General features: G+C 65.7%; 14 protein-coding genes. 5 read left to right on the top strand and 9 right to left on the bottom strand.

Annotated elements, in window-relative coordinates; genetic code table 11:
- Window positions 1–2: 2 nt before the first annotated feature.
- Together BM244_RS01535 and BM244_RS01530 are read right to left on the bottom strand one after the other, a co-directional pair.
- Window positions 3–869, bottom strand: coding sequence for a glycosyltransferase family 2 protein (locus BM244_RS01535; RefSeq protein ID WP_175517995.1), 867 nt, complete (start codon window positions 867–869; stop codon window positions 3–5).
- Window positions 866–2,974, bottom strand: coding sequence for an HAD-IIB family hydrolase (locus tag BM244_RS01530; protein ID WP_254784212.1), 2,109 nt, complete (start codon window positions 2,972–2,974; stop codon window positions 866–868). Before BM244_RS01530 ends, BM244_RS01535 begins: the two co-directional genes overlap by 4 nt.
- A gap of 126 nt (window positions 2,975–3,100) precedes the next feature.
- On the opposite strand from BM244_RS01530, the gene BM244_RS01525 reads away from it, so the two are divergent.
- Window positions 3,101–4,345: a glycosyltransferase family 4 protein gene (locus BM244_RS01525; protein ID WP_093396954.1), complete on the top strand. Its 1,245-nt coding sequence runs from the start codon at window positions 3,101–3,103 to the stop codon at window positions 4,343–4,345.
- Here the strand turns inward: BM244_RS01525 and BM244_RS01520 are convergent.
- The 4 genes from BM244_RS01520 to BM244_RS01500 form a co-directional block, all read right to left on the bottom strand.
- Window positions 4,261–5,115 (bottom strand): glycosyltransferase family protein, encoded by an 855-nt coding sequence (locus BM244_RS01520; protein WP_254784211.1) that lies wholly within the window; start codon window positions 5,113–5,115, stop codon window positions 4,261–4,263. The genes BM244_RS01525 and BM244_RS01520 overlap by 85 nt on opposite strands.
- 270 nt (window positions 5,116–5,385) lie before the next feature.
- Window positions 5,386–7,056 (bottom strand): inorganic phosphate transporter, encoded by a 1,671-nt coding sequence (locus BM244_RS01515; RefSeq protein WP_093396951.1) that lies wholly within the window; start codon window positions 7,054–7,056, stop codon window positions 5,386–5,388.
- Window positions 7,057–7,214: 158 nt separating this feature from the next.
- A complete protein-coding gene (locus BM244_RS01510) occupies window positions 7,215–7,544 on the bottom strand; it encodes a UrcA family protein (protein WP_175517993.1) in 330 nt (109 codons plus the stop codon).
- Window positions 7,545–8,221: 677 nt separating this feature from the next.
- Complete coding sequence (locus tag BM244_RS01500) at window positions 8,222–9,406, bottom strand: aspartyl protease family protein (RefSeq protein ID WP_093396948.1); 1,185 nt, start codon at window positions 9,404–9,406, stop codon at window positions 8,222–8,224.
- A gap of 100 nt (window positions 9,407–9,506) precedes the next feature.
- On the opposite strand from BM244_RS01500, the gene BM244_RS01495 reads away from it, so the two are divergent.
- Window positions 9,507–11,798: an ATP-dependent helicase gene (locus BM244_RS01495; protein WP_254784210.1), complete on the top strand. Its 2,292-nt coding sequence runs from the start codon at window positions 9,507–9,509 to the stop codon at window positions 11,796–11,798.
- A 69-nt stretch (window positions 11,799–11,867) separates the two neighbouring features.
- On the opposite strand, the gene BM244_RS01490 is transcribed toward BM244_RS01495, so the two are convergent.
- Complete coding sequence (locus tag BM244_RS01490) at window positions 11,868–14,939, bottom strand: TonB-dependent receptor domain-containing protein (RefSeq protein WP_093396946.1); 3,072 nt, start codon at window positions 14,937–14,939, stop codon at window positions 11,868–11,870.
- 224 nt (window positions 14,940–15,163) lie between these two features.
- Between BM244_RS01490 and BM244_RS01485 the strand changes: the two genes are divergently transcribed.
- Window positions 15,164–16,171: a glycosylasparaginase gene (locus BM244_RS01485; protein ID WP_093396945.1), complete on the top strand. Its 1,008-nt coding sequence runs from the start codon at window positions 15,164–15,166 to the stop codon at window positions 16,169–16,171.
- Between the two features lie 54 nt (window positions 16,172–16,225).
- Here BM244_RS01485 and BM244_RS01480 read toward each other — a convergent pair whose 3' ends face one another.
- Window positions 16,226–17,047: a DUF4198 domain-containing protein gene (locus BM244_RS01480; RefSeq protein ID WP_093396943.1), complete on the bottom strand. Its 822-nt coding sequence runs from the start codon at window positions 17,045–17,047 to the stop codon at window positions 16,226–16,228.
- Between the two features lie 79 nt (window positions 17,048–17,126).
- On the opposite strand from BM244_RS01480, the gene BM244_RS01475 reads away from it, so the two are divergent.
- Window positions 17,127–19,403 carry a TonB-dependent hemoglobin/transferrin/lactoferrin family receptor gene (locus BM244_RS01475; RefSeq protein WP_254784209.1) on the top strand — a complete coding sequence of 759 codons (2,277 nt, stop codon included), beginning with the start codon at window positions 17,127–17,129 and terminating at the stop codon, window positions 19,401–19,403.
- 8 nt (window positions 19,404–19,411) lie between these two features.
- Window positions 19,412–20,377: a DUF6607 family protein gene (locus BM244_RS01470; RefSeq protein WP_093396942.1), complete on the top strand. Its 966-nt coding sequence runs from the start codon at window positions 19,412–19,414 to the stop codon at window positions 20,375–20,377.
- A gap of 39 nt (window positions 20,378–20,416) precedes the next feature.
- On the opposite strand, the gene BM244_RS01465 is transcribed toward BM244_RS01470, so the two are convergent.
- Window positions 20,417–21,982: a hypothetical protein gene (locus BM244_RS01465; protein ID WP_139226843.1), complete on the bottom strand. Its 1,566-nt coding sequence runs from the start codon at window positions 21,980–21,982 to the stop codon at window positions 20,417–20,419.
- Between the last annotated feature and the right edge of the window lie 34 nt (window positions 21,983–22,016).

Here is a 22,016-nt window from a genome sequence, read left to right as displayed (position 1 = left end):
TCTCAGCTAAACAAAACCTCCGGCGGCATTTTCGAGGCGGCCATTTCTTCCGCAGTCGGCCCTCGCAGCACCGTTATCGTATCCGCATCCCAGGCGATCAGCCCGCGCTCGGCGAAATGCCCCAGCCAATAATCCATGCACCACCGCCCCCACGTCGCCCGAAATAACCGCGCGTTACGAACGATCGCGTCGAAATGCTGATAGGCCGGCGTGTGGACGACATGATGCTGGTGATACGCCCGCGCACCGCCGACCCACCACATCGGCACGCCGGCGCGCTCGAGCCGTGCGGCGAAGTCGGTTTCCTCGCCGCCATAGCCGACATAGCGCTCGTCCATCCCCCCTGCCCGCGCCCAGTCCGCCGCAGAGATCGCGAACGACAGGCCCCAAAGCTCGCCGTGGCTGGGCGTCGGCCGTATTTCATCGGGCGCGATCGGCGGCTTGGCTGGATGACGCAGGCCGACCCGGTCGAGCATGTCCCAGTCCAGCCCGGCATCCACCGCGTCGGCAGGCAGATACATCACCTCGCCCAACCGAATACCGCCCGGCTCGATCGCCGTAGCCGCATAGCGCTCGACCAACGTCGGCGCAGGAACGCAATCGACGTCCAGGAAGATCAGTTGATCCCCATTCGCGGCAGCAGCCGCACGGTTGCGCGCTGCCGCCAGCGGCATTGCGTCGCCCTCGACGAATACCGCGCGCACGGGGAAATCGGTCGGCGGGAGATCGGCGTGCTGCGAATTCTGCATGTACGCAATCACGAGCTCGTCCGGCTTGCGCGTCGATGCGTTGAGGCCCGCGATCAGGTTCACCAGATGCGCCCGGCGACCGCGTACCAGCGTCAGGACGCTGACCGTCGAGCGGCTCACGATGCCTTCCTGATACCCTCGACGTCGATCCCGGCTGCCGCATCGCGGAAGAACGCGACGCCTTCGATCACGCCACGCGCGTGATTGCCGATCGCGACATAGCCGTGCGCAAGGTCCGCACGCGATCCTAGGCCGTCCGAATAATTGCCGACGATAATGGCATGGCGGGACGATCGCAGCATCTCGATATCATTGCCGCTGTCGCCCGCGACGATCACCTGTCGCGGTTCGAGACCGAGGCGGCGGCGGACGTGCTCGACCGCGGTACCCTTCGATGCGGCGTGCGGCAGGATGTCGAGATAACGGCCGTGGCTTTGGATGATCGAGCAGCTATGCCCATGTTCCGCCAGCAACTCGCGCACCCGTTCGGCCGCCGCCATGTCGCCGTCAGCAAAATAGCTGAGCTTGAACCGGCGTTGTTCGAGCGGGCTCTGCGGCGTCAGTCCGGCATATTGGCCGATGAGCGCGGCGACGGCCTCGCGGTCCCAGCCTGCGGCGATGATCCCGTCCCATTCGGTATCGCGGTCGTACACGGCACCGCGCACCGTCCGGTAATAGATCTCCGAGCCGACCGAGGTGATCAGGATTTCGGGGCGCGGCGCATCATGCTGCCCGAGCACCGCCATCGCGCTATGGAAGCTGCGCCCGGTCGCGATTGCGAACGCGACATCGGTCTGAGCTTCATGCCACGCGGCGAAAGCGTCGACGCCCTTGGCACAGCCGATCAACGTCCCGTCGATATCCGACACCAGCAACAATTCCGGCTTCCGGTCCGTGACCGCAGGCGCGGCGTTCACGACCTCTGCGAGCAACCCGGTATAAAGCTGTACGTGCCGGTCCCAGTCATAGGCGCGGATCGCGAGCGATCCTGCCGCTGAGTAGCGCGACCACAGCGCCGGATCGGCTAGTATCTTCAGGATCGCATCGGTGATGGCGCTAGGTGAACGCGGATCGACGAGAATGCCGTTGCCGCAGGTCTCGACGATATCGTTCGGGCCGCCGCTGTCGGTCGCGACCACCGGGAGGCCGCTTGCTGCCGCTTCGAGCAGGGTCAGGCCAAACGGTTCGTTGAGCGCCGGATTAACGAAGATGCCGCGCCGGGTCCGAGCATGCGCATAAACCGCAGCAATATCGTCGGGGCGGTGTTGCTTCGGATAGGAGACCTTGCCGTACAGGTCGTAGCGGTCGATCAACTGGAGCAGTTCGGCGATGTTGTCGCGAATCTCGGGTTCGAGCGTCGCACTGTCGTCTCGCGTGCCCGCCAGGATCACGAGGTTCGCCGCGGCCTGCAACGCAGGCGAGCGGCCATAAGCGTGGACGAGCGCCGCGAGGTTCTTCTTGGTCACCGGGCGAGCAATCGCGAGGATCGCAGGCTTGTCGGGATCGTCGAGGAACCGATTGATCAGCGCATCTACGCGGGCATCGGTGCCGCAGTTCGCGAACTGCTTGAGATCGCTACCCGGCGCGAACACGCGGATCCGGCCTGGATCATACGCATCATAATCAGCATATTGGACTTCAGCCTCGTCGCGCGACGAGGCAATAATCGCGGCCGCCCCGGCGATGGCTTCCTCTTCGATCGCGATCCGGCGATCGAGACCTGCAGTTTCCGCACAATCACGATCGAACGCGGCCAGCTTCACACGGCCTAGCGAATGCGCGGTGAAGACATAGGGGATGCCCGTCCGTGCAGACACACGCGCCGCGATCAGTCCGGCATCGGCGTAGTGCGCGTGCATGACGTCGGGCGCGCGATCGAGCGTAGCGATGTGCGCCACCAGAGCCTCGACCAGGCTGTCATGCTCGGTCCACAGGTCTTCCTTGACGAGATACGCATCCGACGCAGTCAGCAACCGGACGATACGTGTGGTGCCGTCGATCGTCTCGACCGGCTCGGCATAGCATTCCGCATAAGCCGCGTGATGGAACGCGCGGGTGACAATTTCCATCCGGTCGATCGCCGAATTGCGGCCACTGGCAGAGACCAGATCGAGGAGGTACCGGATATGACCCCCGGTATCCGCGGTGATTCCGTATTCAACGTCGGTTGCGCGTAAACACCCCTGCAACGCGATATGTAGTACGAACACCTTTGCCCCGTTCATCTGTGATTCATCGAAGGAACCGCTCGCAGGGTTGCCGAGTTCCGGGCCGATGACACTTAAAACCTTTGTATTGACGCAGGTTATCACGTTCTCGCTGACGGTCAGTTCGTCCAGCGACCACAGGTCGTGAGGATAGCTTTACTCACCTGGGCCTATCCCCCTGAAAAGAGTGGACTTACCCGAGCCGCGCGCGAGATTGCGCAGTCGCTGGCGGACTCAGGCAACGACGTGTGCGTTTTCGCGATGGATCGGCGCGAAGACAGTCACGATGGTCGGGTTTCAGTCATCGGCTGCGGGTTGTGCGAGGGGTCACTAGCCGCGCGGCTGCGCAAGATTGCCGGGATAGGGCATCTGGTTGCGCCGTTCGCGTTCCGCCGCGCGGTCGCGCGCGCGCACCGTAGCGAGCCGTTCGACGTGGTGGAGGCAACCAACTGGTACGCGCCAGGGCTGGCGATCGCGCTTGCCGGGCCCGCGCCGCTGGTGACGCGCAACTCGACCCCCGCAGCGACCTCGGCAGAGACGGTAACGAGCCTCCGCGATCGGTTCGATCGGCGCGCAGCAATGCTGGCCGAGAAAGTGTCCGCACGCTTCAGCAAGGCACTGATCTCGAACACGCAGCTTCACGGCGAGAAGATCGCCCGGTTGTACGGTGTAGAGGCCCCCGGGCCGGTCGGGCACCACGCGGTCATCGGCCTCAGCCTGCCCCCAGAGATCGTGGCGCGAGGAACGGCCGCGACCTATCCGCATGATATTCCCGAGGACCAGCCGATCGAACTGCTGTTCGTCGGACGTGACGAGCACCGCAAGGGGTTCGACGCACTTATCATGGCGCTGAGGATCCTCGCCCGGCGCGCAGATGCCGGTATGCGCGATTTTCGCCTTACGATCGTCGGCGTGCATGCGGACGACCTGAAGGCGCTTCCGTCCACCGCGCGAGCGCGGCTGCGCTGCCATCACCGTGTCGACGAACCGACGTTGCATGACCTGATGAGCGCCGCGCACGTCATCGTCGCCCCCTCGCGCTACGAGAGTTTCGGCCTCGTGTACCAGGAAGCGATGATGTTCGGCCGACCGGTCGTCGCCTGCACCGAGGACCCGAGCGCACGGCTGTTCATCGGCGAGAGCGGCGCCGGATTGTTGGCCAAGGCCTGCACCGGCGACGACCTCGCCGCCCAGGTCCAGCGGTTGATCGAAGACCCGGCCTTACGCGCGCATTACGCCGCGGCGAGCCGCCAGGCCTCCGGGATGTTCACGCGCGACACCCTGTCCGCGCAGACGACCGCGGTCTATCGAACCGCGATAGAATCGAAGGGGGCAAGCAAAAGCGCTTCGTCCTCCGGCCGGCCAGCGCCGGTCGACATCGCCTCGTAGATTCGCGTCCGCTCGCGCACCCGCTCGCCGTCCAGCCGGTGATCGAGCGCCCCCGCGAGCGCCAGCGAACTCTCGACGAACGGCACGACCGGGCGCTCGTGGACGCGGCCCGCAAAGCGAATATCGCTGCGGTTGAGGCGGTACTGGATGTCCGGATAGGACGCGGACCGCACCCCGTCGACGAGGTTGCGGCGCGGCAACCCGAGCGAGCGCAACCCGTCGCGATCCGCCGCGGCGACCAGCCAGCCGAGCGAGTCGATCAAGGCGCGATCAGGACGCTCGTCGGTATCGATCTGCAACACCCAGCGAGTCCGCATCGCGTCCTGGAGACGATTGCGCTGGGCAGCAAAGTCGCCGGAGAGGGGGTGGTGGGCGACCTCGATCCACGGGACCCGCGCTGCGATTTCCCCTGCTTCGTCTGCCGTGCCGTCGAGCAGGACGACGATCCGGGCAAACGCGGTGTGATAGCGTGTCGCGATCTCGACGATGTCGTTGGCGTCGGCGGGCCGCGCCATGATGCCGAGCCCTATACCGTGCGGCACAGTCGTCGCGGGGGCCGAATGCGCCTGAGCCGAACGGTAATCGGGAGGAAAGCGGACATCGCCCTGCGCAACGGCGACCGGCTCAACCTCGAACCCGAACCGCCACGCCGCGTTGCGCAACCCCGCGGGGTCCAGCATCCAGCGCTCAGCCGGTTCGCGCTGGAGGTCGACAAGCCCGCTTTCGAACCGCGCGACAATCTCGTCTGCAACCGCACCGACCTCGCTCACGTCACGTACAAGCAGGCGGCAGTGGCTACACTCGAACCAGTCCTCGCGCACGAGCCAGTCCCAGTTCCCACAGATCAAGCATCGTAATCGCATGGATCCGGCAACCCGCGGCGCGAGTGACCGGTTCCGGCCGACCTAAATCCTCCCCCATCGAGGGAGGTGGCAGGCCCGCAGGACTGACGGAGGGGTATCCGACCTTAGCTAAGGTCGACACCCCTCCGTCTGGCAAGAGCCAGCCACCTCCCCTCACAGGGGAGGATCGAACACGTCTCAATACCCCAGCGTATGCGCCAACGTCAGCAGCAGCCAGTACAGCCCGCCCGACAGCAGCATGGCCACCGGCAGCGTCATCACCCAGGCCAGTGCCATGTTCATGACAGTGCGACGCTGCAACCCGGCGCCATTCGCGACGCTTGCGCCAGCAACGCCCGATGACAGGATATGCGTGGTCGATACCGGCATGCCGTATCTCACCGCCAGCAGGATCGTCGCCGCCGCGACCAGCTCGGCCGACGCTCCCATGCCGTAGGTCAGGTGCGTCTTGCCGATCCGCTCGCCGACGGTGACGACGATCCGCTTCCATCCGACCATCGTCCCCAACCCCAGCGCCAGCGCGACGGTGACCTTCACCCAGGTCGGGATGTACCGCGTGCCCTGTTCGAGCCCGCTATTGTAGCTCTTGAGCGTCGTGATCTCCTGCGCGGTGAAGCGGCTCTGTGCGGACTTGTCCTCGGCGATAAGCTTGGTCGTATCGAGCACGAGGTACATGTCGTTGCGCAGGTTCGGCGTCGCTGCAGCGGGCACCTTGCCGAGCGATCCATAGCCCTCGATCCGGCTCGACACATCATCCGACAATGTCGCCAGTGCGCCATAGATGACCGGGTCGGCGACCTGCTTGGTCTTCAAGGCCTTGGTGACCTGCGCGCGCGACGTGCCGACATCGGCCGGCGCGCCGTCGGCATGCGCGCGGTACGCGACCGCTGCCGCCTGTGCCGTCTGCACGAACGCAGGCATCGCGCTCTCGGGCATCGTCCGGTTGAGCGCGTAGGCGGTCGGCGCGCAGCCGATGAGGATGAGCATGATCAGCCCCATGCCCTTCTGCCCGTCATTGCTGCCATGCGCGAAGCTGACCGCGGTGCAGGTGCCGATCAGCAGCGCACGAATGCCGCGCGGCGGTGGCGTCTGGCCCTCCGGCGCCTCGTACAGCTTCTTGTCGCGCAGGAACCGTTTCATCACCAGCAGCAGCAACAGCGCGCCGACGAATCCGACGATCGGGCTGAACGCGAGTGCGGAAAGGACCTTCCAGACCTGTACCATGTCGACGCCCGACGTGCCGTCCGCGCCACCGCCGTTGATGAGCTGGTTGGCGAGACCGACGCCGAGGATCGAGCCGATCAGCGCATGGCTCGACGAATTCGGCAGTCCGACCGCCCAGGTCGCGAGGTTCCACAAGATCGCCGCGAGCAACAGCGCGAAGATCATCGCGAACCCGCCGACGCTGCCGACGTTGAGGATCAGGTCGACCGGCAGCAGCGTGACGATCGAATACGCCACCGCACCCGACGACAGCATCACCCCGAGGAAGTTGAAGAACCCGGACCACACGACCGCGAGCGGTGCGGGCATCGAGTGCGTGTAAATGACGGTAGCGACCGCGTTTGCAGTATCGTGGAACCCGTTCACGAACTCGAACCCGAGTGCGATCAGCAGCGCGAGCGCTAGGAACGCGAACGCGCCACCCGCGAGAGTCTCGCCGACTTGCGCGGTGTCGAAGGCGATGCTGACCCCGGCATAGGCGAGTCCGCCGATCAGCACGGCGAGGAATATCCACCGCCCCGCCGGGTGCAGCGAATGATCGAGCTTGGGACCGGTATGCGGCGCCGACGCCGCAGCGCTCGAATCAGCCGTCAGCGTGTCGGGTGCAAATGTGGAGGTTGCCATGGAATGTGCAGTCGGCCCTTACGATGACAATCTTATGACAGATACAGATCAAGCGATGGTTCGGCCTGATTTGGGACGTCGGCCCTACCGATCCTCCCCTTGGCGGGGGAGGATCGGTAGGTCCTGCCGCGGGCGGCCGATCGATCGCCCGCGCTGGCTTAGCGAGCCACACCGATGCTGGCGAGCTGTGTGCCGGTGCGTCCGAACAGCGCGGCCATCTTCACGCTCGCGTCGGCGGTCATTTCCGCGCGGCACTGGTGCGCGTCGGCGAGCGCGGCAAGGCCGCCGGCGCGTGACTGACAGGCGCTGGCGATCGCCGAACGCAGCCGGCGCTGGAACGCAGTCCGCCCGGCGTCGCTGGTGAGATCGAGGCCGGCGCGCGACACGCGGACCGACACTGGCTCACGCACTGAACTGGCTGACGCGCCAGCCGAGAACAGGCACGCGCCGACGATCGTCGCCGAAGCGACGCTGATGAAAAGCTTCATGATGATGTTCCTCGAATGGTCCTGCGGTCCGCAGGCATCGGCCTGCGGGCGACGGCGCCTGCACGTCGGGAAGCCTTTCTGGATGCGGCCACTCCGACGACGAACCACGTCGCTGCGCATCCCCTAGACGCGCTTCATGACGCTCGCGCGACGGTTCGGCGACGGTTAGACGCCACCACTGCAGTTCGCCGCATCGGGTCATGAACCTTGCGAACGGCCCTGCGTCACATCGCTGGATACCGCTCGAACGCCGATAGCGCCGCTGTGACGCCAGGTTATGCCAGCCGATCGACGACCTCAATGCGCGCGCCTGGCTGAACGGCCCTGGGATCGTCGAGCGTGCACGACTGCACGTCGAGGATGCCCGGCAAATATCCATCGTTGGTATAGGACAGCCCTGTCCCGCAGCGTCCGCAAAACTACCGCCTGCCGCTCGCCGACGACTCGTTAGGTCACCGAATTTCCCGTTACCCGCATTTATCCGGTCTCGAACGCGATCCACCCGACCATCGGTGCCCCAGCTGCGCTGGCAATCACTGCAATGGCACAGGTGTGAAACTCGGCACGTCCCCGGCTTCTTAGCGGATCCCGCCGCAGTAGCGCCGCCCGGTCGATGTCCTCATGATCGTCTGCCCCCGATGTTCACTAGCTCCTCCACGCCATCGCGTGGAATCCGCTTACAGGAACGGCTTCAGGACGAAGGTACGATCCGACGTGGCGCCGCCTCGCTCTACCGACAGAGTGACCGATGAGCCCGGCGCGCCGCTGATCTTGCGGATCACCGTGGGAAACGGCTCGCCGACGATCCGGTCGCCAATCGTGATGCCTGCCGCCGCCGCGGGGCTGCCCGTACCGACTGCGGCCACCGTCATTCGCTCGCCCTCCCGGTCGATCCACAGCCCCGACATCCCATAGCGCTCTTCCGAGGCATCGGCGATGGCGTGTCGCTTGACCCAGAGCGCCCGTGCCCGCACGTCCGTCGACAGGTTGAACTGTCGCAGCACCTGCAACCCGATGATGCCGTTTACCCGCGCCCGCATGTCGCCATTGCCGCGCAGCATCACCAACGGGCGGTCGAACTGCGCATCGCCGAAGGTGAAGCTGGCAGCGCGCACGATCCTGGCGATCCCGGCTTGTCCGCCGATCCCACGCGGTCGCACCGGCGCATAAGGCTGCGTGTCGTTCCACAATCCAAGCGCCCGTGCAGTCGGTTGATCCAGTGACAATCCGCCAGGCGCACCAGTATCGAGCAGGAAGCGCAGCCCCTTGCCCCCGACCGTCGCACTTCCGTACAGATGCCGCGATCCGGCGCCCGGTCCGCTTCCCGACGCGATATCGCTGATCGCGGACTCGATCCGGTAATAGCCCGTGCGGGGCGGGTGTCCGTCGGGATAGGTCCGCCACTCCCCGGCCTCGATATCGAGGTCGCTGTCCATCGTGGTCAAGATCCCGGCGGCGAGCGTCCCCCTCACGTCGCCGTGAAATCCGAAATCGATCCCGGCGAAGGCGACTGCGTTCTGCCGTACGCCCCCGCCGAACACGATGTCACGCGCGAGATAGACGGGCATGGTCGTCCGCCCCCCGACGCCCGAGGCTCTGGTCATGCCGGTCGAGGTCAGTTTCAGCGATTTCGCCAGGCCGTTGTCGATCAGGCTAAGAAAGCCGCCGGTGTCGATCGCGAACAGATAGGGTCCAGCATCGCCGATCTTCAGCGCCATGACGACCCGGCTGTCGATCAGCGCAATTTTACTGACCAGCACGCGCCCAGGCTCGGCCGCGATCGCGCGTCCCATGCCAATCGTGTCGATCGCGATGCCTCCGCCGGCAACCGCCAGCATTCGAATCACGTCACGTCGGTCCATCCGGCATCTCCCAGCCACGCACCGTTATCCTACTGCATGCCGTCGTGCCGACAAGACCAAGTGCTTGCCCGATCGGCCGCCGTTCCCTACCTGTTCACCGGTGAACCAGATCGCCCACTCGTCCGACGCGCAAGCAGAACCACCGTATCTCCGCGGCCTCAATCCGCCGCAGCGCGAGGCGGTGCTGACCACCGACGGCCCTGTGCTGATCATCGCCGGCGCCGGCACCGGCAAGACGGCTGCGCTGACCGCGCGGCTTGCACACCTGATCTTCACGAAGAAGGCGTGGCCGTCCGAAATCCTCAGCGTCACCTTCACCAACAAGGCCGCGCGCGAGATGCGCGAGCGGGTCGGACGGCTGGTCGGCGACGCGGTCGAGGGGATGCCGTGGCTCGGCACCTTCCACGCGATCGCCGCGAAGATGCTGCGTCGCCACGCCGAACTCGTGGGGTTGCAGTCGAACTTCACCATCCTCGACACCGACGACCAGTTGCGGTTGTTGAAGCAGCTCATCCTCGCCGCGGACATCGACGAGAAACGCTTCCCGACGCGCAGCCTCGCGGGGCTGATCGACCAGTGGAAGAACAAGGGCCTCGTCCCCGCCGATATCGATGCGGGCGAGTCCGAGCGCTACGCCAATGGTCGCGGCGGCGAGCTGTACCAGCAATACCAGACTCGGCTGATCGCGTTGAACGCCTGCGATTTCGGCGACCTGCTGCTCCACATGCTCGTCATCCTGAAGACGCACCGAGACGTGCTCGCGCAGTATCAGCAGCGCTTCAAATACATCATGGTCGACGAGTATCAGGACACCAACTCTTCGCAATATCTCTGGCTGCGGCTGCTCGCGCAGGAGCGCAAGAACATCGCCTGCGTCGGTGACGACGACCAGTCGATCTATTCGTGGCGCGGTGCGCAGGTCGAGAACATCCTGAAGTTCGAGCGCGACTTTCCGGGCGCGAAGGTCATCCGCCTAGAGCAGAATTACCGGAGTACGCCGCACATCCTCGGCGCGGCATCGGGCGTGATCGCCAACAATGGCGGGCGGCTCGGCAAGCAGCTCTGGACCGAGCGCGACGTCGGCGAAAAGGTCAAGGTCATCGGCGTCTGGGACGGCCCCGAGGAAGCGCGCCGCGTCGGCGAGGAGATCGACATCGTCCGCCGCTTTGGCAAGTCCTTGGACGAGGTCGCGATCCTGGTTCGCGCGCAGCACCAGACGCGCGAGTTCGAGGACCGCTTCATCGCGATCGGCATGCCGTACAAGATCGTCGGGGGCTTCCGTTTCTACGAACGCGCCGAAATCCGCGACGCGCTGGCGTACCTCCGCGTCGTCAACCAGCCGGCGGACGACCTCGCCTTCGAGCGCATCGTCAACGTCCCAAAGCGCGGCCTCGGGGACAAGGCGGTCGCGCGCATCCACCAGCTCGCGCGCGCCACCGGCACGCCGCTGGCCACCGCCGCCGCGCGCATCCTCGACACCGACGAACTGACCGGGGCGGCCAAGAAGTCGCTCGGGCGGCTGGTCGGCGACATCGCCCGCTGGCGCGACATGGCGACCAGCCTGCCGCACGCCGAACTCGCGCGGCAGTTGCTCGACGAGAGCGGCTACACCGCGATGTATCAGGCCGAGAAATCGGTCGAGGCGACCGGCCGCCTCGAGAACCTCAGCGAGCTCGTCCGCGCGATGGAGGAATACGACTCGCTCGGTGCATTCCTCGAACACGTGTCGCTGGTGATGGACAACGAGGGCGGCGCGCAGGATCCGCAGGTCACGATCATGACCATCCACGCCGCCAAGGGCCTCGAATACGACACGGTATTCCTGGTCGGCTGGGAGGAAGGCCTGTTCCCGTCGCAGCGTTCCTTGGACGAAGGCGGCGTGAAGAGCCTCGAGGAGGAGCGCCGCCTAGCCTATGTCGCGATCACGCGCGCACGCCGGCTCGCGGTGATCATCCACGCGGCGAACCGCCGCATCTACGGCCAGTGGAACTCGTCGATCCCCTCGCGGTTCGTCGCCGAACTCCCCGCCGAGCACATCGACACCGAGACGACGATGTCCGGCGGTGCAAGCCTGTGGCAGGCCAACTGGTCCGACCGCGCCGATCCGTTCGCTGACGTCGCGCGCGGCACCGGCCGCGGCCCCGGCTGGCAGCGCGCATCGGGCACCGGCAGCACCTTCTCCACCAAACCCGCCCGCGTCGTCGAAAGCCGGTCGAGTGCTATCAGCCTCGGCAACAAGGGCCGCGACGACCTGTCGCTCGGCATGCGCGTCTTCCACCAGAAGTTCGGCTACGGCGCGATCGCCGAGATCGAAGGCAATAAGCTGGAGATCGATTTCGAAACCTCCGGCCGCAAGCGCGTGATGGATAGCTTCGTCACCATCAACCCGTAAGCCCCTGCCCTCCGGACAAAAAAAGGGGGCCCGCCATCGCTGGCGAGCCCCAGTCGGGGGGAGAGAGTCTTAGAACTTGATCGTGGTGCCGATCGACAGGCTGCGACCGAGCGAGTCGTAGCGCTGCGGGATCGTATTGGTCCGCGCGAGCGCGACATTGTACGAGTCCGGAACGATCGGCGCGCTCTTGTCGAGCAGGTTGTTCGCGATCAGGCGCAGCGAGAACTGCTTGGCGATCGCGAAGTTGAGCGCGAGATCGAAATAGCTCTGCGGCGCGACCCGGTAGTAGCTGGTCCGTGCGCGGGCATCGGTGCCGCCGATCGCCTCGTCGCCCGAATTGTCCGCGTTGGTGAGCGACCCGACATAGCGCCAGTTGAACGAGGCGCTGAAGCCGCGGTCGACCGTCGTGTAGGTCGCGCGCAGGCCATGCGACCATTTCGGGATCAGCTGGCCGCAGCCATTGCCGTAATAGCCCACGCAGTTGCGCTTTGGCTGAAGCGGCGAGTCCTGGCCGCCGGCAAACGTCGTAAACGACCCGTTGAAGTTCCAGTCGATCTTGCCGATGCTGGCAAGATCCAGCGTGTACTGCGCCTGGAAATCATAGCCGCGCGCAATCGACTGATAGAAGTTGGTCGTGCCTTGGCGGATGTACCCGGTGGTCGGGTTGCTCGCCGCCGACGAATACAGCGTGCCGGTGCCGGGATTGCGGACGATGCCCTGACAGAAATACGCATCGCCGTTCGAACGCAGGCAGCCATCGGTATAATAGCTGTAGTCGTTATAGCCGAGCGAGTCGTTGATCTTGATCTTGTAGCGATCGACCGAGAAGACCAGGCCGCGGACGAACCGTGGCTTCACGATCAGGCCATAGGTCTGCGTGTAGGCGGTTTCCGGATCGGCGGTATAGCCACCCGAACGCACCGTGCACCCGGTCGCTCCGGTCGATGCGTCGCCCGGACAGATCAACGTCGGGCTGCCATACAGCGCGTCGGACAGGCCGGTCGCGCGGCAGACGTCGCGCGAGGCGATCGGCGTGCCGTAGGTGACGCCGCCATTCGCGTTGGTGGTGACGGTCGGCGCGCAGAAATCGTTGAACGTACCCGAACCGCCGCGCGCAAACTCGACATTGGTCGCCTGGCGGATCTCGACCACGGTCGGTGCCCGCTGCGCCTTGTTGAACGACGCACGGAACGTCAGGTCGCTGACCGGCGCGTAAATGCCCTCGACCTTCCAGGTGTTGAACGTGCTCGGGTTGCTGCTGTACTTCGACACGCGATAGCCGCCGTTCACCTGCAACAGGTCGACGAAGCTCTTATGCTCGACCAGCGGCGCCTGGACCTCGATATTGGCCTCCCAGACGTCCTGCTTGAGATAGCTGTCGGTGCCGCCCAGGCCCGCGCGATAGACCGCGTCGGCAGTCGATTTAAGCGTGTCCTTGCGGTATTCCGTGCCCAGCGCGATCGCGACGCCCTGCTCGGCGAACGGCGACGTGATGCCGTATTTCCCGAGATCGCCGGTGACGTTGGCCTGTACGTCGTACAGCGTGCCGGTCGTCGTCGAGGTGCCCTGGTCGTACAGATAGTCGATCAGCGCAGCATTGGTGTTGCCCGCGCTGAACGCGTCGAACGGTACGCAGGCGGCATCGGTGGTGGTGGCGCAGGTCGGTGCGGCGCGCGTGCCGCCGACGGTGATCGCGTTCTGCAAATTGGTCGAGTTGACGAAGCTCGGCGTGTAATCCTGATGGTTGCGCGCATAGACACCGCCGACATCATAGGTCCACGCGTCACCGACCTTGCCGCGAACCCCGCCGGTCAGCCGCACGCCGGTGTTCAGGTACGTATCCGGCTGGTCGTTACCCTCGCCGAGGCGATAACGCAGGTCGATCGGCGCGGTCGCCGTCGTACCGGCCGCCGCGCCGCAGATCGCAGTCGCCTGCGAACCCGACAGGAACGGGTTGTTGCAGTTGACGTTCACGGTGCCGCCCGCGATCGCCGGATAGTTGTTGTACGACTTGTCGCGGAACCAGATGCCGGAGGCGTAGAGCTCGGCGTTGGGCGCGATATCGAGGCTGACGAAGCCGCCCGCATTGATGCGCTCCGACGGGCGCTGGTACGCGTAGTTGCTGAAATAGTTCGACGCGTTGCCGGCGCCCGCGCCGAACGGCACGAACTCGCGGGTCCCGTTGGGGTTGTTGACGTATTGCGCGTTGGCGTTCGCACCGGTCTGCGGCGTGATGAGGCCACTCGTCGAGCTGCTCGGCGTCAGGCCGCACGACAGCGGGGCGTTAAGGCTCGTCTGCGTCAGATAGCAGCCCGAGTTCGAGCGCGCCGACAACAGCACCTCGTCGGTATGCTTGTAATTAACGAAGCCGTTGACGCGGAGCGCACCGTCGAAGAACTTCTTGCCCGCGGTGACCGTGATATCGGCGCGGCCCCCATCGTTGGTCAGGCCCTTCGCGCTGTTGAAGCCCGACGCGCGTGCCAGCGACGACGTCACCGTGTCCTTGTTGTTGTGATTGTAGAGGCTGTAGTTGCCGTCGATCTGGAGGCCTTCGAAGTCCTTCTTGAGGACGAAGTTGACGACGCCCGCGACCGCGTCCGATCCGTAGACCGACGACGCGCCGCCGGTCAGAACGTCGACCCGCTCGAGCAGCGACGGCGGGATGATGCCGACGTCCTGGCCATTCTGCGTGCCGAGGCGCTTGCCGTCGATCAGCACCAGCGTGCGCTCGAACCCGAGGCTGCGCAGCTTGATCCGCTGGCGACCGTCGGAATCGTTATAGGTCTGCTGACTGTCCGGCGCGACCTGCGGGAGGCGGTTCAGCACGTCCTCGACGTTGACCGCGGCCTGTGCGCGAATGTCCTGCGCGGTGACCGAGGTGATCGGTGCGGCCGACGTGCTGTTGGGACGCTGGATGCGCGATCCGGTAACGACGATCGACTGGTTTGCACCGCTGTCCTGATCGACCGCGGTGGTCGCGGTCGTCGCATCGGCCTGGACCTTGGCTTGTGCGGGGGTCGTCGCGGCAGCCTGGGCCGGCGTCACGGGATCAGGGGCGACGTCCTGCGCCGCGCCCGGCGTTGCCCACAACAGCAGCGATCCTGCTAGCGCTATCGTCGATACCGAATGACCGAATTGCATACCTACCCCTTTGTCCGGATTGCGCGAGGACGCCTGCCCGGGTTCTGGTGACATGCTTGGTCAAATAAGATTTCGCGTCAATACCTATATAATACCTTTATGGAACATTTCCGGCAGGATGTTGCAAAAGTGTGACGCCTCTGGCGAACCAGCCCCGGTCGAGATACCATTCCGCAATGTTGTCCAAGGCGCGTCTCGACTCCGCCGTGATAGGGGTACCACCGATGAACACGCGTCGCGCATTGCTCGCAGGGCTTGGCTCCGTCGGAGCACTTCCCTTGCTGCCTCAAACCACGCACGCCGCCGCACGAAGCGGACGATCGGCAGCAGTCATCGTGTCGACCTGGGATTTTGGCGCCGCCGCGAACGCCGCAGCCCTTGCCCGCATGCACGGTGGCGGGACCCTGGTCGATGCAGTCGAAGCTGGCGCGATGGTACCGGAGGCGGACCCCAATAATCACAGCGTCGGTTATTCGGGCTATCCCGATCGCGACGGCCATGTGACCCTCGACGCAGTCATCATGGACGATGCCGGCGGTGTCGGCGCCGTGGCGGCCCTGGAGAATACCGTGCACGCGATCTCGGTCGCGCGACGCGTGATGGAGCGCACGCCGCACACGTTTCTCGTCGGCGAAGGCGCAACCCGGTTCGCACGCGACCAAGGCTTCCCGCAGCAATCGCTCCTGACCCCGGAATCGGAAAAGGCCTGGCGAGACTGGCTCAAGACCGCGAAGTACCAACCAGAGGCCAATACCGAAAACCGGATTACGCGCACGCCCGGAGGCGCACTCGATCACGACACGATCGGTATCCTCGCACGAAATGCGGCGGGACGCATGGCCGGCGCATGCACGACCTCGGGCATGGCCTTCAAGATGCGCGGCCGCGTCGGCGACTCGCCACAGGTTGGCTCGGGCCTGTACGTCGAGGCGGGCGTCGGCGGCGCGACCTCGACCGGATTGGGTGAGGAGGTAACGCGCGTCGCAGGATCGGCGCGCGTCGTTGCGTCGATGCGTGCTGGAATGTCACCGCAAAAGGCCTGCGAGGAGGTCGTCCGCCATATCGCCGCCTTGCGCGGCGACGCGATCCGCGGTGTCCAGGTCGGGTTCCTGGCACTCGATCCGAAAGGTAACATCGGCGCCTTCTGCCTGCTCCCCGGCTTCACCTACGCGGTGACCGACGAACGCGGAGCGACGTTTGTCCTGAAGGCCGCCTCGCTGTTCAAGGCTTGAGGCGCCGCGACAGCAGCGGCTGAAACGCCACGCGACCCTCGATCGGACGGTCTCTCAGATCGCCTCGAACGCGAGTGTCACGGTAAAGCTCGCATACGCATCCGCCGCGCCCGGCGTCGCTGCACGGTGTCGCACCAGCATCAAGTATCGCCCCGGATCGACCGGGGTCAGGGTGACCTTGCCGGCCTTGTCGCTGTTGACCGTCGCGACCTGCTTGCGTCCATCGTAGAACCCGGCCTCGCGGAACAGCGTCACGGGTTCGCCGACCAGCGGTTTGCCGTCGTACAAGACTTCGAACGCGGCCGCGGTACCTGGCGCGTAGCGGGTCGGATCGTCGAGCGGGTGGATTTCCAGCGCCTTGCCACGCGCTGCCAACGCCCCCGGGTCGCCGGGCTTGCCGCGAACGACATAAGCGTCGGCGAGCGTCGTGCTGCGCACGTCGACCAACGTCGCTCCGGCGGGTGCCGCCTTCCCTTCGCCGACGATCGTCCAGGTTCCGCCGGTCCGGTACATCTTGCTCAACCGGCCGATCCGCTGCCCGGACGACAGTCGGTACACACCATCCACCGGTAGCGCCGCCTCGACCATCGCCTGGTCGGTCGTGAGTGTCGGCGCGGCTAATCGAACCGTCTTTCCGTCGGGGCCCGTGATCTCGAACGGCGCGTCCTTCATCGCGATCTCGGGCCGGAACGCGTCTTCGGTGAAGGATGCCTGGAGCGTGACGCGATCACGCCCCGCCGCGTCGAAGACGCTTGGCAACACATACGGCATATGCGCCGCCGTCGGTCCCGCAACGAACGCGAGCGCCGTGGCGATTGCGGGAGCCAGCGCCCCGGTGGCCCGCGCCGTCCGCCAATTTCCCCTGATCTTCGCCATTCCGATGCTCCTCCTGAATGCCACTTGATAACGAGAATGATTCTCACTAGCAAGCCGCCATACCGTGGGGATAACGAACATGACATTGACCAAATTGCTGACCGGCATCTCGCCGATCGCGCTGATGATCGGCACTGCCGGCATCGCCCATGCTGGGCCTGCTCTCGCAGAAGCTGCGCCTGTTTCGACGGCCGACAAGCCGGCTTCGAACGCGCCCTCCGCGGATCCGGACGACCAGGGCAAGACGATCACCGTCACCGCGACACGCACCGAAAAGGCAGTCGAGGACGTTCCCGCGACCGTATCGGTGATCGACGCGAAGACGATCGAGGACCGCTTCATCTCCGACATCAAAGATTTGGTCCGCTACGAGCCGGGCGTCACCGTCCGCCGCGCGCCTGCCCGCTTCACCGCCGCCGGATCGTCCACCGGGCGCGACCGCGACAGCGGGTTCAACATCCGCGGCCTGGAAGGCAACCGCGTGCTGATTACCGTCGACGGCGTCCGCGTCCCTGACGCGTTCAGCTTCGGCGCGCAATCGGTCGGGCGCGGCGATTACGTCGATCTCGACCTGCTCAAAACGGTCGAGATTTTGCGCGGTCCCGCCTCCGCGCTGTATGGCAGCGACGGCGTCGCGGGCGCGGTGAGCTTCATCACCAAGGATCCGCGCGACTTCCTGGCCGACGGCAAGCTGGTCGGCGGCGGCCTCCGCTCCAGCTACGATTCCTCGGACAACAGCTGGACCAATGGCTTCGTCGTCGCGGGCAAGACCGGCGATATCGAGGCGATGGTCGCCTATACTCACCGCGACGGTCACGAGACCGAGACCAAGGGCAGCAACGACACAGCGACCACCGATCGCACCACTGCCAACCCGCAGGACATCGAATCGAACGCGCTGCTCGGCCGGTTGGTCTGGGCGCCAAGCGACGCCAGCCGGCTGCGCCTGACCTACGAGCGTTTCTCGTCCGTGGTCGACACCGACGTGCTCAGCGCCATCGCCAAGCCCCCGCTAGCGTCGACGTCGGTGATCGGCCTCTCCGCGCACGACACGACCGAGCGCAACCGCGGCACGATCGACTATCGCTATATCGGCGATGGCATCGTCAGCGGGATCCGCGCCGCCGGCTATTACCAGAAGAGTCTCACGCTCCAGGCCGCGGCGGAGGACCGCAACACCGCCGCAGACCGCACCCGGATCAACCGCTTCGACAACGAAGTGTACGGCGGCACGCTGCAACTCGAGAGCCGCGCGGCGACCGGGCCGTTGACTCACCTGTTCGCCTACGGCGCCGACTACTCGCACACCCGCCAGACGGGTGTGCGAGACGGCACCGTCGCGCCTGCGGGCGAAACCTATCCGACCCGCGCCTTCCCGACGACCGACTACACGCTGGTCGGCGTGTTCGCGCAGGACGAGATCGCGATCGCTGACGGTCTGCTCACGCTGTTCCCCTCGATCCGCTATGATCACTACAAGCTGAACCCACAGAATGATCCACTGTTCACGACCTTCGTACCGCGCGAGCAGAGTGGATCGAAGGTGACGCCGCGGATCGGTGCGGTCGCCAAGCTGACCGAGGGCGTCCGGCTGTTCGCCAACTACGCGCAGGGCTTCAAGCCGCCCGAGCCGAACCAGATCAACAACGGCTTTGCCAATATCACGCAGAATTACCGCTCGGTCCCCAATCCCGATCTGAAGCCCGAGACGAGCAACAGCGTCGAAGGCGGCATCCGGTTGAGCGGCACCGGCTGGTCGCTGAGCGGTACCGCGTTCAGCAGCCGCTTCCGCAACTTCATCGACCAGGTCCAGGTCAGCGGCGCCTTCACCGCGGCGGATCCGGCGGTCTACCAGTATATCAACCGCGGTCGCGTCAAGATCGAGGGGCTGGAGGCACGCGGCGAGGCACGTCTACCGATCGGCGTCGGCGTCCGCGCCGCGGCGTCCTACGCCAAGGGCACGATGCGGACGACCGGCGTTGCCGGCACGCAGCCGCTCGACAGCATCGAGCCGGTCAAGGTCGTCGCCGGCATCTTCTACCAACCCGACGCCGGACCGTTCCGCGCGGAAGTCATCGCAACGCACTCCGCGGGCAAGAAGGTTGGCGACACCAACAACACCTGCAACACCGCGGCCACCAGTTGCTTCACGCCGTCGGGGTTCTGGATTCTCGACGCCACCGCCTCGCTTCGGATTATGGATCACGCGACGCTACGCGCGGGGATCTTCAACATCACCGACAAGAAGTATTTCTGGTGGAGCGACGTCCGCGGACTGACCTCGACCTCGGTCGTGCGCGACGCCTATTCGCAACCCGGCCGCAACGCCGGGCTCTCCTTCTCGCTCAACCTGTGAGGCCCCTGATGTTCCGTTCCCTCCTCCTCGCGACCGGGCTGACGCTGGCCGCGCTCCCCCTCGTGCCGACGATCGCATCCGCCCAGACGCAGGCCATCCATGGCGACCAGGCGCGCGATCACGCCTCGATCCTGGCGATGGCCGGCACGTTCAAAGTGACGTTCGACATGCGCGAGACGACACCGCTGGTCGCGGGGTACACGCCCTACCCTGCCAAGCTCAGCGGCGGGCACGAGGTCGTCCGCGCGATCGTCGATACGCCGGACCATGTCGTCCTCCAGCATCTGCTGGTCGTTACTGACGGGAACGCCAAGACGATGGTGATCAAGCACTGGCGACAGGACTGGACGTGGCAGCCGGCCACCGTCCTCGTCTACACCGCGGCAGGCAGCTGGACGCTAAGGCCGGTGTCGGAAACCGAACGGCGCGGCGCATGGTCGCAGACGGTATGGCAGACCGACGATTCCCCCCGCTATGGCGGGATCGGTCGCTGGCGCTACGACGACGGCGCGACGCGCTGGACCGGCGACGAGACCCGCCGCCCGCTCGCCCGCCGCGATGCGACCCGGAATCCACCGTATGACCATTACGTCGGCAGCAACCGCCATGTGGTCACGCCAGCCGGCTGGGTCCACGAGCAGGACAATGCCAAGATCGGCGTCAAGGACGGCAAGCCCACCACCTATGTCCACGAATATGTCGTCAACACCTACGCCGCCGCGTCCGACTTCGCGGTGGCGGTGGCGGACGCGTATTGGGCACGGACGAAGGACTATTGGGCCGCGGTCCGCACCGACTGGGACGTCGCAATCGTGAAGGGATCGGGCCTGCACGTTGCGGAGGACGCGTCGAACGGGTCGACGACAGGTCACCAACTGATGCTCCTCGCCGACGATATCACCGCGGGCGACACCGATCAGACGTCGGAAAAGGCGGAAGCCGCAACGTTGATCAGGCGCGAGACGGGGACATGAACATCCCTCCAACCCGACGATCCGGTCTATTGACTCCGTTCAGACCGCGCCCGGATCGAGCGGCTTGCCCGTCGGCCGTGCACGGAACGGCTGGAAGCCGGTAGGCAGCACGGCGTTGACCGGCAGGGGCAGAATACGACCTACCCGGTTGGCGGCAGCGACGACGTCCGGCGCGCTGCGGACGGCGTTCGCGACCGGGATCATGAGGCGGTCGAGCGGGGCCGCGACGGAATCGGGGCGGACCGGCTGGACGTAGCGCAGGGCCCAGCCGCGGGTCGTCTCGTCCGCAAGCCGGGATATGACCAATGCCCGCGCCCCTGCGCTGTCGCCCCGACAGACATAAAGGTCGATCGCCGCGCCCGGCAGCAGCGCTTCGCCCAACACGACATCGGCTGTCGCCCGCTGAGCCTCCGCGGTACGATCGAGGCGAGTCAGCGCGCATGCCCGCCACGCCTGAACCTGGATCACCGCCGACCGATTGATGTTCGGTCCCAGTTTCCGCGTCCGCGCAAGGAACGCGTCGGCACGGGTCACGACCTCGGGCCAATCCGTCTGCAACGTCGCGAGCGTCAGGTAGGCAGCGTCGATGTTGAGCGCATTGGCGTGATCGTCGGCCGGTATCGCCGCCGCGGCCTTGGCAAGGACGGCACGCGCTTCGGTCGCGCGCCCCTGCAGCATCAGCGACCGCGACACGATCGGTGCGAGAAATTCCGCGCCGGACGCATCGACGCCCGGCCCGACGCGATCGAACATCGGCAGGAAGAGCGTGTTGACGACCGTATAGGCCTGCAGACCGGCAAGGCGCCGTGCGTAAGGCGTTGCCGTCTCGAAATCGTCCCCGGCCTGCCAATCCGCGCGCAATTCCTCGAGGTAGCGCCGGCTTTGATCGGCGAGATCGGGGCCTGCCCATTCCGCGATCCGCGGCCACAATGCGGCGTAGCTCTTGTCGACATAGAGCGTGAGCAGGTCGTCGGGATCGCCGATCGTCGAGACAGCGAGAAGCGCATCCGCCTGCTGCTGATTGCGCACGGCCTCGCGCGTCCGGCCTAGCGCCGCATTCGACCGCTCGGGTGCCAGGCCGGTGCTGAACCCGATCTCCGAAAGTCGCGCACTGATCCGGTCGGCGCGCGCACGGTCCCCGATATCGGTGAGACGACCGATCAAGGCCATCACCAGATAACGGTCGGTCATCCGCGCGATATCGGGCGACAGGCGACTGGCTTCCATCCACAGGTCTGCGGCTCTTTGCGGAGATCCGGAAAACGTGAAGATGCTGGCCGCCACCAGCTTTGGTCGCGGATCGTCGGGTAGCAAGCGTAGCGCATCCTCGACCGCCGCCACCGCGGGCCCGGCGTTTTCCTTATTAGCCAGCACGCCGGCACGGACCGTCTGCACCATGCCTCGCAACGGCGTCGGACGCGGCAGCTTGGCGAGCACCGCGTCGAGGCGGGCAATGTCGGGTTTCCGGCTCGCGACCGCCGAAGCCACCTCCGCCATGACGGCACGATCCCCGGCATCGGTCGTCATCGCCAGCGGATCCGCCACTTGCCCGGCGCCAGCCGCCGATGTGACGAGCAGCAGTGCCATGAACGCCTGATATGCCATTTTCCGTGTCCCCCTTGCTGCCATCCGCTTCGCG

This window comes from Sphingomonas sp. OK281 (assembly GCF_900115295.1).
Classification (GTDB): domain Bacteria; phylum Pseudomonadota; class Alphaproteobacteria; order Sphingomonadales; family Sphingomonadaceae; genus Sphingomonas.
This window is presented reverse-complemented; position numbering and strand designations above follow the sequence as displayed.

Bases quoted from the DNA above. Each gene is read 5' to 3' on its own strand.
- BM244_RS01465 (WP_139226843.1), bottom strand. From the start codon at position 21,982: ATGGCATATCAGGCGTTCATGGCACTGCTGCTCGTCACATCGGCGGCT.
- BM244_RS01530 (WP_254784212.1), bottom strand. From the start codon at position 2,974: ATGAACGGGGCAAAGGTGTTCGTACTACATATCGCGTTGCAGGGGTGT.
- BM244_RS01510 (WP_175517993.1), bottom strand. From the start codon at position 7,544: ATGAAGCTTTTCATCAGCGTCGCTTCGGCGACGATCGTCGGCGCGTGC.
- BM244_RS01470 (WP_093396942.1), top strand. From the start codon at position 19,412: ATGTTCCGTTCCCTCCTCCTCGCGACCGGGCTGACGCTGGCCGCGCTC.
- BM244_RS01490 (WP_093396946.1), bottom strand. From the start codon at position 14,939: ATGCAATTCGGTCATTCGGTATCGACGATAGCGCTAGCAGGATCGCTG.
- BM244_RS01485 (WP_093396945.1), top strand. From the start codon at position 15,164: ATGAACACGCGTCGCGCATTGCTCGCAGGGCTTGGCTCCGTCGGAGCA.
- BM244_RS01500 (WP_093396948.1), bottom strand. From the start codon at position 9,406: ATGGACCGACGTGACGTGATTCGAATGCTGGCGGTTGCCGGCGGAGGC.
- BM244_RS01480 (WP_093396943.1), bottom strand. From the start codon at position 17,047: ATGGCGAAGATCAGGGGAAATTGGCGGACGGCGCGGGCCACCGGGGCG.
- BM244_RS01515 (WP_093396951.1), bottom strand. From the start codon at position 7,056: ATGGCAACCTCCACATTTGCACCCGACACGCTGACGGCTGATTCGAGC.
- BM244_RS01475 (WP_254784209.1), top strand. From the start codon at position 17,127: ATGACATTGACCAAATTGCTGACCGGCATCTCGCCGATCGCGCTGATG.